The sequence below is a fragment of the Streptomyces sp. NPDC087428 genome (genome assembly GCF_044744085.1).
Taxonomy (GTDB): Bacteria; Actinomycetota; Actinomycetes; order Streptomycetales; family Streptomycetaceae; genus Streptomyces.
On record NZ_JBIUXR010000009.1, the window covers coordinates 1 to 15439 of the forward strand.

Here is a 15439-nt window from a genome sequence, read left to right on the forward strand (position 1 = left end):
CGATCCACGGCGAAGTCCCCATGCCCGAACAACGCTGAATCTCTGACGCGGACACGGTCAACAGGACCGATCCACCTCATTGTGTTAGCCGTTGTAAGGCGAATGCTGAAAAGCCTTCTGCGGGGAGGGAATCTGTACCTGCGAAACCACCTCCATTCCCCGCTACCAACACGGCCAGGAGCCCGTGTACGGCGAGGATTCAGGTTCCCGCAGCGGACGCGTCCACGGTCCATTGATCGGCTGGGAGAACAACGCAAATGGGGTGCAAGCCAGTTATGCGGTGGGCGCCTCTTTGATTTCAGATGCCGTATGCGGATTTCGCTTGCGCGCTCGTCGTTCGTCGCCGGTACGTCAATCTGGTGACGTACCGGCGGGGCCGCAGACGTACACGGTGGCCGCGGCCGGGACGGTGCGCGGTAATCACCGGTACGTGGGTGGTGAGTTCCACTCCCTGGCCCCCGGGCCCCGTCCGGGGCTGTCAGGCGTCGGCTGTTCCGGTCCCGAGCTTCCGCCGGCCCCGCGGCTCGGGTGCTTCGTCGCCACGGGCCGTCAGGCGTGCTCCGGGGCCGATGCGTTCGGCGGCCAGCAGCCGGAGCTGCTGTTCCGTGCTCGGCTGGGGTGGTGCGGGGGTGACCGGTCCGGTGCCGAGAGGGCGGCGCGTCGTGCTCATGGACGAGACCGTACGCAGCCCGTCCCAGCGGGCGGCCCACACCCCACCCCGGAACATCTGGCCTCTCCCACGGCTATCGCGTGGAAAGAGGTGTCGGCGTCACAGACCGGCTTGCCCACGGGGTCTGACCTGCATGAACGAGCCGATCGAGAAAACAGGGGTTCACACCTCCGGTAACACCCCCGGTGCAACCCCTGGTCCTCCTGTTCAGCCAACGGTGGAAACAACCCCGGGCGCAACCCCCAACAGTCCCCCAGGGGCCGCCTGGCCGGGGCCGGCACCGGGCTTGTCCGGTCATCGGACGACGATCGGGCTCAGATCCACCGGGCGCTCACCGCCGACGGCTCACCAGGGCAATGGAGAGGACCGGGGCCGCCACCGCGCCCAGGGCGCCCATCGCGCCCAGCATCACCGTGAGCGGGGTCGCGGAACCGGGGCGCAGCCAGGCGATGACAGCGACGGCGACGCACGCCCCCATGAGGACCACCGTGCCGAGGACGGCCAGGACCGCCACGACCCACGGAGCGGTAGCGGGCGGAGCCGGCACGGCAGGTACGGACGGCACGGACGTGGTGGGTGTGGTGGTGGGCGGCTGCGGAACGGTCGTAGTCATGCGTTTTCCCCTGAGTTGAGTGACGGACGAACAGCGGGTGCTGCGTCCTTGGCAGCACTTTCGAACGGCGGAGGGTTAGCCGCGCAAGTGCCACTCACTCTGGTCATGAAAAAACGTCCCATTCAATGTCTGACCTGGGCTTTTACGGGTCGGTCAGCTATTGAATGGGGCGCCGGGCACCGGTAGGGGCAAGCTGCGCAAGTGCTTCTGTTGTCCCAGTTTTTGACGGTTCGATACGAACGCAATGCGCTATGACGTGCGCCGCACCATCGGGCGAAGCGCTGTGCGGCGATCTACGGGCCGAACGCGCACCGCCCCGGACCCGTGGAGGCCCGGGGCGGCTGATGATCGCTCAGGACGGGCTCAGGGCTCGCTGACTGGCCTCTTCTGCCTCGGCGGCCGGCGAGGCGGCCTGCGGCGGCCTGCCATTCCTCCTCGATGCGGTCGCGGTCGCGCTGGACGGCGATGCGGCAGCGTACGCACCTGCCCGCGTTGGTGATGGGCCGGCCGCAGGGGCCGTTGTGTCCGGGGTTACCGGCCGCCCTCGGTCTCCGGTTCGGGCAGCGCGTCGGCCGTGCGGAGGTAGTACTCCTGCTCCTGGCAGGTGGCGCACTGTCGACCGTCGCGGGTACGGCGGTCACAGGAGCGCCCGCCGTGGCCGGGGTACAGCGGCCAGCCCAGGTGCTGCGCGCACCGGGTCTCACCGACCACGGCCAGGCGGTCGCACAGGCCGTCGTCGCCCTTGCATCCAGGGTCGCTCCACACCACGCCGCAACTGCTGGTGGTGCTCCTGGACGTCGTCCCACCGGTCGGGCGTCGGTGTCGGCGCGTCCTCCCACCGCCGCGGCTCTCCCGGCGCTGCCCGGTCCGGTTCCGGGGTCTGATGCGGCACCAGTCCGCCCACCGGGCTCCGGGCGTTCGGGCTCGGTACCGGCATGGGCGCCGCTGTCCTCAGCCGCCCCGAGGTGATTGCGCCGACCGTCCGGTGCAGCGGGTCCGCCAGCGCCCGGGCCGCGATGACCTGCCGCAGGTGCTCACGCGGCTATCCCGCCGCCAGCAGCCCCGGCAATGTCAGCCCTTGGTCCCGCAGTGTTTGACCCGTCGTCAGCAGGAACTCAGACTTCCGCGCTCCGAGGGACAGCAGGAGATCGACACCGGGAGACGAGTCGACGCGTACCCGGCCGACTGGGGCGGCGGCCCCCGTTCCTGCTGTTGTGTTCTTCTCCGGCGGGGCGCTGGCCGCCGCCGGACCGTCCCCGGCCGGTACCGGCCGCTGCTCCTGGTCCTCGATGTCGCCGTCGCCCCGTCCGTCCGTGGGTTTGTGCGTCGTGCGGTTCTGTACCCGCAGGTGTCGGATGGGGTTGATGTGGTCTGTGTGCGCTGCTCAGGCGCCGATTCCGATGGAGCCGACGTATGCGTAGGCGGCGTAGTCGGAGTCGAGGTCGGTGATGATGTCGTCCCAGATCTCGTCAAGGGTGTCCATGTCGCTCTTGCCCCAGGCGCCGATCATGTCGTCCCAGACGTAACGGGCCTGCACGGAGCGCTCGCTGAGGTTCGGCCGACGGTATTGCTCGTCCACGGCTGTCTGGTCCACGGGGTAGATCTCGATGCGTCGGCCGCGGCCCTCGTTGTTCAGTAGCCGCTTCAGTGCTCCCGAGCGGATGAGGTTGTCCCTGCGGCGCTCCTGGTACGCGCGGTCGACGGCTTCCAGCTTAGGGGCGCTGGGGCGGGTGCCGCGTTCCCAGGAGCGCAGCAGGCGGGCGGATACGCCGTGTTTGGTGAGGGTTTCGCGGCCGGGGGGGGTGTTGAGGTAGCGCAGGCGGGCGGAGAGTCCGCGGTGGGTGGTGGTGGGTGAGGCGATGCCGCCTTCGCGGGCGATGCGGTCGAGCTCTTGCGCGAGTGCCTGGGCGCCGCTGAGGCCTTGGGCGCCGTGTTTCTGCCACTCGCCCCATAGGTCGGTTGCACCGCCGGTCATGGTCTACTCCCCCAGTGTGTAGATGGTTTTCGCCTTGACCTGGGATAGGTCGCGGCCTTCCGGGAATACCTGCTGCCAGTCTCCGGCGACGTGTAGTTCGTCGGTGCCGGACATTTGAACGACTGTCAGTCCTGATGTGTGTGCTTTATGTGCTTTCAGCCAGAGGTTTGCGAATGCTTGGGAGCGAATGATGTGCATCCAGTCGGGGCGTCTGATTGCGCGGTTTGCGCTGCTTTCCCCGATAGTTGACACGAACTTAGAATACATGGATTTCACGTATTCCAGGGCCAGTTCGTCATTGTTGGAAATGGCTTCCTTGCGAACTTCCGCGAGGGCGCGGCGCATTTTTTCCAGCAGTCCTTCCGAGGCGCCGGATGTCCACGATTCGTGAATGACCGGGGCGTCGCAGTAGCGGAGTTTCGCGCAGCGCAGGAGCAGGCGGAGTGTGGGTTCTGTGACCCACAGGTCCCCCGGTTCTTTCCGTGCGCCGAGTGGTGGGGGGAGGTCCGGCTGTTCCCAGGCGGCCGGGGTGACGCGGTGGATGCCGGAGCGTTTCGCGTCGTGGTGGTTGCCCTCGGAGCGCACCAGTTTCCCGATCGGCAGCCAGGTCTTGAGCGCGCTGAGGTAGGCGGCGTTCATGTCCAGGGCGGTGACTTCGAGGGTGACGTGCCCGCCGCGTGCGGCGCGGTGCAGTTCCTCGGAGCGCCATTTCGGGCGGGCTTCCCAGACCTGGTCCGGGCCCTTCTGCGACGCTTTCTTGAGGATGTCGGCGGTGGGCGGGAACTCCGAGTGCTCGTAGCGGCCGCCGACCCGGGAGGCGGCGAAGAGTGTCATCACGTCGGGGACCGCCGTTTTGATGAGTGCGGCCCGCGCGGCCTGAAGGTCCCCGTCGTGCGCGGTCAGTTCCTCCCTGACGCGCTCGTGGACACGATCCGTGAGCGGACCGGCAGGCGCGGCCACGCGCTGCGGGGCCGGCGGCGCGGGCGCGGAAGGTGTTGGTGCCGGCGTCGGTGAGGCCGGGGCGGGGGGCGCGGGTACGGTCGAGGCGGGAGCAGTGGTGGGGTCGGGTGTGGGTGTTTCGAGTGGGATGAGGGTCTGCTGCCCGCCGGTTGGGATGCGGTCCGGGGGGAGTTTCGTCAAGGCGTGGGTGGGGCCCGCGAGGAGATCCAGCACGGGTATCCCCCAGTGGGCGGCGAGGCGGTCGCAGTCCGTCAGCGTCCACGACGCGATCCCCCGCTGTCTGCGGCTGATCTGGCCCTGCGTCAGCCCCAACACGGCGGCCAGGACGGACTGCTGCTCACCGGTGCGGTGCGCGATCGCGGTCACCGTCACCCGCAAGGTCTCCTCGGTACTCATCACCATGAACACATCCTACCCAGAGTATGAGCAGATCGCATAGGCTATGCGATATAAGCATATTTTCGGAGATGCTGTGCGTTTTGGTCCTGATCCGCAGAAGCGCCTGGTCATGCCCTGGAGCAGCTGCGCCAGGTCCCGGCGGGCGAGGTCCTCGCCCGCCACGAACCCGGGATTCGTACTGGAGGTCCTGCTGGGCTGTTGCGGGTACAGCACCGGCCGTTGGGGGCACTCGCTGCCGCCGTGACCTTCGGGTACGACGAGGAGAGGATCGCCTTGGGGTGGGTTCCTCGACTCCTTGGCCGGCGTACCCGCCCAGTACGGATGGCTTGCGGTTCGGTACCGGCCCCGGGTCCGGAGAGCAGCTCTTCATTCGTTGGACATGCTGGCCGGCCGCCGGCCGGCCTGTAATGATTGGTGTTGTGGCAGGCAGGCGGCGGGTGGCAGCAGTGATCATTCGGGATCGGCACGTCCTGATGGTGTGCCAGCGGGGCATGGGTTCATCGGGCCGCCACGACGGCCAGGAGTACTGGACTCTGCCGGGAGGCGGCATCGGGCCCGGCGAGTCGCCGGAGGACGCGGTGGTTCGCGAAGTGGCTGAAGAAACCGGTCTGACCGGCATGTCCGTGCAGTACGTGTACGACGTGCCGTATCCGTCAGGATGGACTGCTTGTTACCGCATGGACGTGGCGCCGGGCGAACCTCGCCTGGGCGTGGACATCGGGCTGGCCTGTGACTGTCCCCGGATGACGGGGCTCCGGTGGGTACCCCTCGGTGAGGATTCGTCCGGCAACACCTATATGGTGCCGCCTCTGCTGATGTCCACCGGCCACACCGGCTGAGACCGCCGGCCGGTCACGCTCCTGTCGGGCCGGCCCCCGGGAAGGGACGATGAAGGCCTCGCCCTCAACACCTCCGCCGCGAACTCCTCACCCTCAAGGCCCCGGTGTCCTAGCTCAGACTCCAGCCGCAAAGTAGGTCGTGGGTATGGAGGCGAGTCCCGTTTCCCTGTCCGGGGCGCCGTCGTTGGTCTGATCGAGTGATCGAGGCCAAAGGGGCGGGCGTGCGGCAAGAGTGGTCGTCAGAGGAGCTGTTGGCGAACTGGACGCTGGTAGACGGCGACTGGGGCTTGGTGGCGAACAAGAGCGGGGCGACGCGGCTCGGCTTCGGTCTGTTGCTGAAGTTCTTCGAGCTGGAGGGCCGGTTTCCCGATGTGCTGGAAGAGGTCCCGCCGGCCGCGGTGAGGTACGTCGCCGATCTGGTGAAGGTCCCGGCTACCGACTTCGCGAAGTACACGTTGGTCGGCCGGACTGCCGAGTACCACCGGAAGCAGATCCGAGAGGCCCTCGGGTTCCGGCCGTCGACGGTCGCGGACGAGAAGGCGCTGGCCCAGTGGCTGGCCGTAGAGGTCTGTCCGTAGAGGTCTGTCCGGTCGAGCTGGTGGAGGACCGGCAGCGCGAGGCCCTGCTGGTCGAGTGCCGGGCCCGGAAGATCGAACCACCGGGCCGGACCCGGGTCGAGAAGATCCTGGTCGCGGCGCGGGGCAAGTGGGAGAAGACGTTCTGCGCCCGCACGATCGGCCGCCTGGGCGAGGCGGGCACGGATCGGCTGCTGTCCCTGGTGGCCGAGGACAACGAGTCGGGTACCGCCCTGCTGGCCGCGCTCAAGCGCGACCCTGGCGCGGTCGGCCTGGACTCCGTGCTCACGGAGATCACCAAGCTCAACGACGTGCGCAAGCTCGGGCTGCCCCGAAGGTCTGTTCGCGGACTGCTCGGAGAAGCTGGTGGCCGCCTGGCGGGCACGGGCGATCAAGATGTACCCCTCCGACTTCCGCGACACAGCGGAGAACGTACGGATCACCCTGCTCGCGGCGCTGTGTTCGTCCCGGCAGGCGGAGATCACCGACGCTCTGGTCGACCTGCTGGTCGCCCTGGTCCACAAAATCAACGCCCGCGCCGAGCGACGGGTGGAGAAGCAGCTGACGGCCGAGTTGAAGAAGGTCCGCGGCAAGGAGGGCATCCTCTTCGAACTGGCGACGGCCGCCGTCGACAAGCCTGACGAGGTCGTACGCCGGGCCCTGTTCCCGGTGGTCGGGGAGAAGACGCTCCGCGAGCTGGTCGCGGAGGCGAAGGCGAACGAGAAGGTCTTCAAGGCCAAGGTCCGCACCACACTCCGCTCCTCCTACAGCTCGTACTACCGGCAGATGCTGCCGCCGCTGCTGAACACCCTGGGCTTCAAGTGCAACAACACCGCCTGCCGTCCGGTGATGGATGCGATGAAGCTGCTGAAGAAGTTCGCCGATGTCGACGGCAAGACCCGGTTCTACGACGCCGGTGACGCGGTGCCGATGGACGGCATGGTGCGCAAGGACTGGCGCGAGGCGGTCGTCGACGACAAGGGCAAGGTCGAGCGCATCCCGTACGAGCTGTGTGTCCTGGTCGCGCTGCGGGACGCGGTCCGCCGCCGCGAGATCTGCATCGAGGGCGCGGCTCGTTGGCGCAACCCGGAGGACGGCCTGCCCGGCGACTTCGAGGCCACCCGCGCCGTGCACTACGCCGCGATCCGCCAGCCGCTGAACCCGAGAGCGTTCATCGCGGACCTGAAGAAGCGCATGACCGCGGGCTTGGACCGACTCTCGGCCGCGCTCGCGGACGGCTCAGCGGGCGGGGTGAAGGTCACCACGCGCAAGGGCGAGCCGTGGATCACCGTGCCCAAGCTGGAACCGCTGGCCGAGCCCACCGGCCTGGCGGCCCCCAAGGACGAGGTCGCACGCCGCTGGGGCGTCCTAGACCTCCTGGACGTACTGAAGAACGCCGATTTCCTCACCGGCTTCACCGACGAGTTCGCCTCAGTGGCTGCCTACGAGCGCATCGAGCGTGACGTCCTCCAGCGCCGCCTACTGCTGGCCCTCTTCGCGCTGGGCACGAACATGGGCATCCGCGCGATCGTGGCCACCGGCGAGCACGGCGAGAGCGAAGCTGCGCTGCGTCACGTACGCCGACACTTCATCACCGTCGACAGCCTCCGGGCCGCCGTCACCCGGCTGGTGAACTCCACCTTCGCCGCCCGCGACACCGCATGGTGGGGTCGCGGCAACGCCTGCGCATCGGACTCGAAGAAGTTCGGGTCCTGGTCCTCGAACTTCATGACCGAGTACCACGCCCGCTACGGCGGCAACGGCGTGATGATCTACTTGCATATCGAGCGGAAAAACGTCTGCATCTACTCCCAGCTCAAGTCCTGCTCGTCGTCCGAGGTCGCGGCGATGATCGAGGGCCTGCTGCGGCACTGTACGGACGCCGAGATCGAGTCGAACTACGTCGACACGCACGGCGCGAGCATTGCCGGGTTCGCCTTCACCGAGCTGCTCAACTTCCGCCTGCTGCCGAGGCTGAAGAACATCGGCAGCATCCGCCTGTACCGCCCGGACGACGCCCCGCCCGGCTGGCCCGCCCTCGGCGGCTCGCTGACGCGGCCGATCCGCTGGGAGCTGATCGAGCAGCAGTACGACCAGATGGTGAAGTACGCGACCGCGCTCCGTCTCGGGACAGCAGAGGCGGAGCAGGTGCTGCGGCGCTCCACCCGCGGCGGCCCCAAGCACCCCACCTACGCCGCGCTCGAGGAACTCGGCCGCGCTGTTCGTACGGTCTTCGCCTGCGACTACCTGGCCAGTCCGGGCCTGCGCCGCGAGATCCGCGGTGGGCTCCAGGTCGTGGAGAACTGGAACAGCGCCAACACCGTGCTCCACTACGGCAAGGACGGCGCCCTGACCGGCCCGGACAAGGAGCATGCCGAGACCTCGATGCTCGCCCTGCACCTGCTCCAGTCCGCGCTCGTGCACGTCAACACCCTGCTGGTGCAGCAGGTCCTGGCCGAACCGGCATGGGCGAAGAAGCTGAGCGCCGAGGACCGGCGCGGCCTGACGGCGCTGTTCTGGTCCAACGTCAACCCATACGGCACCTTCCGCCTGGATATGGACAAGCGCCTCGACCTGGAGCTCACGATGCCCCGCCCCCGCACCCCCGCGGACGCCGCCGACCGATCGAGCACGGAGACACGAAGGCAGCGGGCATGACGCTGCTCCTCCATCATCGCCGGCGGACGGCCGAGTCGGGCGCCGCAGGCGCGGGCGGCTTCTCTGGCCGACTCTCAGTAGTGCGTCGGCGAGGACCTGGGGCCATGACGCAACCCTTCCCACAGGTGGCACTCAGTGCCACAGTAGGGCCATGAATTCTCCAATCATCTCGGGGGCCTCCCAGGCTTGGGCGGCACTGGGTGCCGATTCTTCGCTGCTCGACCGGGTGTCCTACGGCGGTCCGTCCGGAGGGCTGCCGGCACGGCTGCCCGTCATGGAGCTGGCGCGGGCCACCGTCGCGGTGTGCTCGCTCGCGGCCGCCGAGCTCACTTCCGTACGCACGGGGCGCCCCGTGCCCCGTGTGCGGGTCGATGACGAGGCAGTCGCGGCGGCGTTCCTCAGCGACCGGTTGGTGCGGGTCGACGGACAAGGGTGGTCGACCTTCTCGCCGCTGTCCCGGTTCTGGCGGGCGACCGACGGATGGGTTCGTACGCACGCCAACTACCCGCACCACCGGGCCCGATTGCTCGCCGCTCTCGGGGTGCCGGGAGACGTCGCCGAGGAGGCGGTGGACGCGGTGGCTCAGGCGATCGCGGGGCTTACTGCGCTGGAAGTGGAGGAGACCGTGTACGCGGCGGGCGGTTTGGCCGTCGCGGCACGCAGCCCCGAGGACTGGGCCAAGAGCGAGCAGGGGGTCATGGTTGCGGGGCAGCCGCTGCTGACGACGGCGCGCATCGATGATGCCCCGGATCGGATGCTCGGAGGTGCCGCACTACCGTGCGCGGGGCTGCGCGTTCTGGATCTGACCCGAGTGCTGGCCGGACCGGTCGCCACCAGAACGCTTGCGTTGCTCGGAGCTGACGTGCTGCGGATCGACGCTCCACAACTGCCGGAAAGCCAGGAGGCTCACAACGACACAGGGATGGGGAAACGCTCGACCACCCTAAACCTGGGGGAGGTCACCGACCGTAGGCTCTTCGAGGAACTGCTCGATGCGGCAGACGTGGTAGTCACCGGTTACCGGCCGGGCGCGCTGGAACGGTTCGAATTGACGCCCGAGGCGCTCGCCGAACACCGCCCAGGGCTCGTGATCGCCCAGCTCTCCGCGTGGGGCCGTTACGGGCCGTGGCGCGAGCGGCGCGGCTTTGACAGCCTGGTCCAGGTGGCCACCGGCATCGCCGAGCTGGAGGGCTCGCCGGACTCGCCCGGTACTCTGCCCGCTCAGGCGCTCGACCACGGCACCGGCTATCTGCTCGCGGCCGGTGTCCTGCGAGCGCTCACCGAGCAGCACCGCACGGGCGGCACCCGGCTGGTCCACCTCGCGCTGACGCAGACCGCGCACTGGCTGGTCCACGACCTGGTACCCGCTCCGGGCGAGGACGAGGGCTTCGACGCCGAACACTGGCTGACCGAGACCGACAGTCCCATGGGCCGACTGCGGCACGCGCTGCCGCCGGTGTCGTACGAAGGGGGCCCGGTGAACTGGGCACGTCCGCCGGGTCTATGGGCAACGGATGCCCCGGTCTGGGGCGGTGCCTGACGAATACCTTCGGGGCGTGCGCCCGTCACACCGATGCAGTCGTGTCACGGCCGCCGGGAGTCGGACGGCCATGACACCGAGTCGCCCCTCACGGCACCGCACGGAGGCGTGGCAGGAGTCGGCCAGCGGCATCGGCGTCACTCCTGGCTCCTGCCCCGGAGCGAACAAGCGCGTTTCGTAGGTGTTCGCTCATGAAACAGCCGACCGTCCGATGGCCCACCTGCGGTGATCATGTTTCATGAGTTGTTGCAAATGACTGGACGTCTGAAACACCCCCATGAAACGCTCCGGGGCGTGAGCGACGACTTCAAGCGCGTGGAATCGAACGACTGCCCGATGCCCATCTGCGCCGCCCCCGCGGGCTCCCCGTGCCGAACCGGCAAGGGCAAAGTGGCCATCCAGTACCACACCGCCCGCTTCCGCCTTGTGCCCCGACTCGCCAAGACGCTCAGCGTGCCGACCCCGGCCGTACGCAAGCCGGGGTCGGTGTGGACCGAGCTGCCCCGGCCGGTGAGTGCCGGCGCCGAACCAGTCGGGCACGTCCGCCTCGGCTACGCACGGGCCTCGACCACCCGGCAGTCCCTCGACGCACAGCTCGACTCCCTCGCCGAGGCGGGGGTGACCCGCGTCTTCTCAGAGAAGATCTCCACCCGCGCCACCCGGCGCCCCGAGCTGGAGGCCGTCGTGAAGCTCGCCGGGGAGATCCGTTCCTCCGGCGTCGCCGTGACCCTCACCGTCCACGAGCACAACCGGCTCGGCCGTGGCATCGAACTCGCCATGCTCGCCGAAGAGCTGAAGGCCAGCGACGTCGGGCTGGAATTCCTGACCGGGGAGCTGAAGGGCTCGCACGACCCCTCCGGGATCGTGTTCACCGTGTTGGCGGCCATGTCCGGGATGGAGCGCGAGTACCTCCGCGACCGCACCCTTGAAGGCCACGAATCCGCCCGCAAGCGCGGCAAGACCATCGGCGGCGCGGGTGTCACCGACGAGGACATGCTGTCCATGGCCCTGTACCTGCGTGACCAGGAGACGAGCCTGCGCGACATCGCCAAGCGGCTCGTCATCACCACCGGCACGAAGAAAGGCCAGCACCCCTCACCCGCCACCGTCATGCGGATGCTGCGCGAGCACGACGAGAAGGCCGCCACGGTGGCCAGCGTGTGATCACCCGCTACCTTGCGGCTGATGTCTGAGCCAGGACACCAGGGCCCTCAACACGTACACCTCAAGGCGCTCGCACCACCTCACGCGCGGCCGCACACCCGGAGAACGATGCACCACCACCCTCCCCAGACACACAATGCCTCTCGCGGCCGGTCAGGCCGGGCCCGCCACCTGGCCACGGCCGGCGCGGACCACCAGGCCGCCGATGACGGCCAGACCGAACAGGACGGCGCCGAAGACAACGATGGTTCGTCAGACCGGCCGCGTCGCTGAGGCAACCGGCCGAGACGGGCAGGAAACCAGCCGGAATGCACCCACCCACGTCGAGTGCGGCGCCGGCCTCGGCCAGGCACTGCGGCGGAACACTTCAGCCGAGCAGCAACAGCACGCCGAACCGGCCCGCGCCCTGACCGGCACCAGCAAGCAACGTGCAGCGTGAAGCGTCGAGATGACCAAGGCCGTCACCGACCGAGACGTACACAGCGATGAACAGCATGATCACCCTCAGCACGGCCCTCCCCACACCGCCCGTGAAAATGGTACGGCAGGCTGAGCCACCGCACAGCGAACCGCACTCCAGAAACAGCGAGAAACCCCACGAAGGCCACAACACCAACAACGACACGACGGGTGACGGCGAACAGTCCCGAAAGCCACGAAGAACCGAACAAGAACACGAACAACATAGCGGCGGCACCAGGCACCAACAGCGTTCCACCACAACAGCGTTCCACCACAACACCTACAAGGGTGCCGCCGTGTTCGAGAACGAACACGGCAGCGATCGGCAGCGATCGGCCGGGCAGCCCCCATACCCACCAAAGCAACACGAATCCCCGCCCACCGACCCACACGACGCTCAATCCGCACCCCCGGATCGCAAACGGCGTCACCCAGCCCACCGCACTGACGAGTAGCGTCGGGCCTCATGGACGAGATCACGGTCAGGATCGATCGGCAGCTGTACTCCTTCGACGGCCGCGTGCTGGAGATATTCGGGCTGCGGGAAGCTACTGAACGCTTCCATGTGAAGTACATGTACATCGACGTGGCCGGCCCGAACCGCAAAGGCGTCATGGAGGTCAGGCTCTGCCACGGGCACCGGGACGCCCCTGCCGGCAGTCACGGGCGCACGTACGATGCTGCGGAATGGGCAGCACTGGCCCCGCTGCTGCATACCGTGCAGTCCGCTATCGACGATGCAGCGGCAGGCCGTTGACACTTCGCCTGGGGCGGCCCGCCGACACGTTGTAGCTGCCAGCCTGGTGACGGCTATTCGGAAGCTCAACGGTGTCAGGGGCAACTGCCGTGCCGCCCCCGCCGTAGGCGACAAGCAGCACGCCGATTCGGTGATATCTGCCATGTCTTGTCTGTGCAGAATAGGGGTGCCACAACAGCAGCCCCGGCTGACGGTGACCGTGCATCACGCACTGGCGGCATCGGCCGCCCCTTCGGAGGCGCCCGTACGCTCCCGGCGGGCACGCCTGCTCACGTGGTGTCCTTGCCGGGGGAGATTCATCCAGACGCGCTCGCGCAGCAGGCGCAGGCCGTTGAGGCCGACGATGACATGGATCCTTCGTGGCCGACTCCGAGTGGTAGCGGGGGGCCGATCAGGTCCCAGGCTTCGAGCGCGGTCCGACCATGGCCCGAGCGACGAGCGGCACTGTGCCCGGAACCGCTCGAACAGCCCGAAGGCGTCGCTTTTTTTACCGACCCCGGAACGGTTCATAGTCATGTGATCGTGGAGGCACAGGTGCGTGACTGCGGGTTCTCGGCGGCTCAGCAGGAGGAAGTCTGGAGACGGTGGTGTGCGGGGCAATCGTTCAGCTTGATCGGGCGGGCACTCGGGGCGCCGATGCACCATGTCCGTCAGTTCCTGTACCAGAGCGGCGGCATCCGTCTCACCCCGCGTCGCACGACGCGATCTACCTCTCGCTCTACGACCCTCGCCGGCGCCAGGCGATCGACCGCAGCCTCACCCAGCGACTGCGGTCAGGCAGGCCGAGCATCGCTCGATGCTCGCCCGTCTGCCCACTGGGCGGGGCATCATCCGCAGCATGGTGTCCATCAGCGCCCGTCCGTCCCGCCAAGGGCGCGGATCTCCGCACTTTCAACCAGGCCGACCTGGACGCCATCGCCCACGAGCCCAACCACGTCCGCGCAAGGCTCACGGCTCACGGCTCACGGCTCACGGCTGCCGCATTCCGGCGGAGTTCCGTGCTGAACCTCTGAACAGCGGTGTTGTGCTGGCTGTTTGGGCTCGCCACACACGGCGACGATCACTCTGCTCGACGGGTGTGTAGTGTGCGGCAATGACAAGAAGCGAGCGGATCGCGGAGCAGTTGGACTGGTACTGGCGCAAGAACCTGCGGCCACGGCTGGACGGTCTTACCGACGAGGAGTACTTCTGGGAGCCGGTGCGCGGCTGCTGGAGCATCCGCCCACATGGCGCGTCGGCCGTACCGATGTCGGCAGGTTCGAGGAAGTGGACGATGGACTCCGCGTCCCCTGACCCGGTGCCGGCGCCGGTGACCACGATTGCCTGGCGGCTGGCGCACATCATCGTCTCGTGCCTGGGCTATCGGGTCGGATGGTACTTCGGCGGCCAGGACGTCGACTCCCAGACATTCGCCTACGCGGGGACCGCTGACGAGGCGCTGAAACAGCTCGATGAGATGTATGGGAGATGGAACTCGGGGGTCCGCGAGCTCTCGGACGCTGACCTGGACCATCCGCCCACGGTGGGTCCCGAGCGGTTTCCCGTGGAGAACAGGGTCCTGCACGTCAACAGGGAGCTGATCCATCACGGCGCCGAGATTTCCCTGCTGCGCGACCTCTACCGCTGGCAGGGCGGAGCCGTACCGCACCGAATATGACTTTCGGCAACCGGCGATCGAGCTTCGGAAACACTCCTGCGAGGCATCAGCCGCACATGGCTCAGCACCACCATCGAGACCACGGGCAGACGATCGAAGCCGTCTTGAACCCCTGATCTTGCTCCGGAGATCGTTCTGTTGGAGGCTGAGGCATGCAGAATCCGCCGACATTCATTCTTGTTCATGGGGCCTTCGCGAATTCGTTCTCGTTCGCGCCGCTGCAGGCCGAACTCGCCATACTCGGGCACCGCTCGGCCGCGGTCGACCTTCCGGGGCACGGGTTCGAGGCGACCTTCCCCGCGGCCTACCAGGCTCCCCAGGATCTCGACGCCCTCGCCGCGGAACCGGGGAGTATCAAGGGAGTCACGCTCGCCGACAACTCCGCCCGCGTGATCGAAGTCCTCGAACGGACCAAGCGGAACGGGCCCACCGTCCTCGTCGCCCACAGCAGGGGCGGCATCACGGCCACCGCCGTCGCCAACGCCCGGCCCGAGCTGATCGACCGGATCGCTTACGTCTCCGCCTGGTGCCCCGTCGATCTGAACGTGAGCGACTACTACGCTCAGCCGGAGATGGCGGACGTCGACGCGGGAGCCTTCGCCACCACGCTCGTCGGAAACCCGGCTGAACTCGGTCTCCTCCGGACCAACTTCCGCACCGCCGACCCGGCAGCGCTCGCCGCGTTCAAACGAGCCTTCGCCGCCGACCTCACCGATGACGAGTTCCGGACCCTCCTGAACACCTTCCAGCCTGACGAGAACCTCGACGTCGGTACGTCCGCCGACCGGGCACAGGCCACGACATGGGGCCGGATTCCCAAGACCTATGTGCGCCTGGCCGCTGATGCCAGCCTTCCGCTCGCCGTGCAGGACCGCATGATTCGCGAAGCCGATGTGCTCACACCCGACAACCCCTTCGATGTCCGGACACTCGAAGGGAGTCACTTGCACTGGCTCGTCCATCCGAAGCCCGCCGCCGAGCTGCTCGCAAACCTCGCAGCGCGCTGACACACCCCCCGAGGCGGCTGCCCACGGTCGAGTGGGACGAGCTGAGTGGCTCCCGTCGGCCGCCTCCGCCCAGTGCACCTACGGTGGCGGCTGTCGGAACAAAGCTCCGCTGGAAGCTGACAGCGGACGTCAGGGAAATTACGGCACTGGAGAGCTCGCCGCG

Annotated in this window: 14 protein-coding genes; 8 read left to right on the top strand and 6 right to left on the bottom strand. The window is 68.0% G+C overall.

Annotation, left to right across the window (positions count from 1 at the left end; translation table 11 throughout):
* Positions 1-478: 478 nt before the first annotated feature.
* The 5 genes from ACIO3R_RS19740 to ACIO3R_RS19760 all read right to left on the bottom strand — a co-directional run bounded on the left by ACIO3R_RS19740 (position 479) and on the right by ACIO3R_RS19760 (position 4620).
* Positions 479-670: a hypothetical protein gene (locus tag ACIO3R_RS19740; protein ID WP_385027594.1), complete on the bottom strand. Its 192-nt coding sequence runs from the start codon at positions 668-670 to the stop codon at positions 479-481.
* A gap of 331 nt (positions 671-1001) precedes the next feature.
* The gene (locus ACIO3R_RS19745; RefSeq protein WP_402107181.1) at positions 1002-1283 is read right to left on the bottom strand and encodes a hypothetical protein; all 282 of its coding nucleotides are present in this window, start codon (positions 1281-1283) and stop codon (positions 1002-1004) included.
* Positions 1284-1814: 531 nt separating this feature from the next.
* A complete protein-coding gene (locus ACIO3R_RS19750; protein WP_402107183.1) occupies positions 1815-2051 on the bottom strand; it encodes a hypothetical protein in 237 nt (78 codons plus the stop codon).
* 616 nt (positions 2052-2667) lie between these two features.
* A complete protein-coding gene (locus ACIO3R_RS19755) occupies positions 2668-3258 on the bottom strand; it encodes a hypothetical protein (protein ID WP_402107185.1) in 591 nt (196 codons plus the stop codon).
* 3 nt (positions 3259-3261) lie between these two features.
* Positions 3262-4620: a helix-turn-helix domain-containing protein gene (locus ACIO3R_RS19760; protein WP_402107188.1), complete on the bottom strand. Its 1359-nt coding sequence runs from the start codon at positions 4618-4620 to the stop codon at positions 3262-3264.
* Between the two features lie 434 nt (positions 4621-5054).
* Here ACIO3R_RS19760 and ACIO3R_RS19765 point away from each other — a divergent pair, with 434 nt between their 5' ends.
* The 5 genes from ACIO3R_RS19765 (at position 5055) to ACIO3R_RS19785 (ending at position 11393) form a co-directional block, all read left to right on the top strand.
* On the top strand, positions 5055-5456 hold the full coding sequence (locus tag ACIO3R_RS19765) for an NUDIX hydrolase (protein ID WP_402107189.1): 402 nt from the start codon (positions 5055-5057) through the stop codon (positions 5454-5456).
* Between the two features lie 197 nt (positions 5457-5653).
* A complete protein-coding gene (locus ACIO3R_RS19770) occupies positions 5654-6034 on the top strand; it encodes a DUF4158 domain-containing protein (protein WP_402107192.1) in 381 nt (126 codons plus the stop codon).
* A 255-nt stretch (positions 6035-6289) separates the two neighbouring features.
* Positions 6290-8689 carry a Tn3 family transposase gene (locus ACIO3R_RS19775; protein WP_402107812.1) on the top strand — a complete coding sequence of 800 codons (2400 nt, stop codon included), beginning with the start codon at positions 6290-6292 and terminating at the stop codon, positions 8687-8689.
* Positions 8690-8840: 151 nt separating this feature from the next.
* Positions 8841-10229, top strand: a complete 1389-nt coding sequence (locus tag ACIO3R_RS19780) for a CoA transferase (RefSeq protein ID WP_402107195.1) — start codon at positions 8841-8843, stop codon at positions 10227-10229.
* 294 nt (positions 10230-10523) lie between these two features.
* On the top strand, positions 10524-11393 hold the full coding sequence (locus ACIO3R_RS19785; RefSeq protein WP_402107198.1) for a recombinase family protein: 870 nt from the start codon (positions 10524-10526) through the stop codon (positions 11391-11393).
* A gap of 367 nt (positions 11394-11760) precedes the next feature.
* Here the strand turns inward: ACIO3R_RS19785 and ACIO3R_RS19790 are convergent, their stop codons facing one another.
* The gene (locus tag ACIO3R_RS19790; protein WP_402107201.1) at positions 11761-11904 is read right to left on the bottom strand and encodes a hypothetical protein; all 144 of its coding nucleotides are present in this window, start codon (positions 11902-11904) and stop codon (positions 11761-11763) included.
* A gap of 417 nt (positions 11905-12321) precedes the next feature.
* On the opposite strand from ACIO3R_RS19790, the gene ACIO3R_RS19795 reads away from it, so the two are divergent.
* The 3 genes from ACIO3R_RS19795 (at position 12322) to ACIO3R_RS19805 (ending at position 15276) form a co-directional block, all read left to right on the top strand.
* The gene (locus ACIO3R_RS19795) at positions 12322-12612 is read left to right on the top strand and encodes a hypothetical protein (protein WP_385027618.1); all 291 of its coding nucleotides are present in this window, start codon (positions 12322-12324) and stop codon (positions 12610-12612) included.
* 1093 nt (positions 12613-13705) lie between these two features.
* The gene (locus ACIO3R_RS19800; RefSeq protein ID WP_402107204.1) at positions 13706-14269 is read left to right on the top strand and encodes a DinB family protein; all 564 of its coding nucleotides are present in this window, start codon (positions 13706-13708) and stop codon (positions 14267-14269) included.
* A 152-nt stretch (positions 14270-14421) separates the two neighbouring features.
* A complete protein-coding gene (locus ACIO3R_RS19805) occupies positions 14422-15276 on the top strand; it encodes an alpha/beta fold hydrolase (RefSeq protein ID WP_402107207.1) in 855 nt (284 codons plus the stop codon).
* Positions 15277-15439 lie beyond the last annotated feature (163 nt).

Coding starts and splice junctions, on each gene's coding strand:
- ACIO3R_RS19740 (WP_385027594.1), bottom strand. CDS start 670: ATGAGCACGACGCGCCGCCCTCTCGGCACCGGACCGGTCACCCCCGCA.
- ACIO3R_RS19745 (WP_402107181.1), bottom strand. CDS start 1,283: ATGACTACGACCGTTCCGCAGCCGCCCACCACCACACCCACCACGTCC.
- ACIO3R_RS19755 (WP_402107185.1), bottom strand. CDS start 3,258: ATGACCGGCGGTGCAACCGACCTATGGGGCGAGTGGCAGAAACACGGC.
- ACIO3R_RS19760 (WP_402107188.1), bottom strand. CDS start 4,620: ATGGTGATGAGTACCGAGGAGACCTTGCGGGTGACGGTGACCGCGATC.
- ACIO3R_RS19780 (WP_402107195.1), top strand. CDS start 8,841: ATGAATTCTCCAATCATCTCGGGGGCCTCCCAGGCTTGGGCGGCACTG.
- ACIO3R_RS19795 (WP_385027618.1), top strand. CDS start 12,322: ATGGACGAGATCACGGTCAGGATCGATCGGCAGCTGTACTCCTTCGAC.
- ACIO3R_RS19800 (WP_402107204.1), top strand. CDS start 13,706: ATGACAAGAAGCGAGCGGATCGCGGAGCAGTTGGACTGGTACTGGCGC.
- ACIO3R_RS19805 (WP_402107207.1), top strand. CDS start 14,422: ATGCAGAATCCGCCGACATTCATTCTTGTTCATGGGGCCTTCGCGAAT.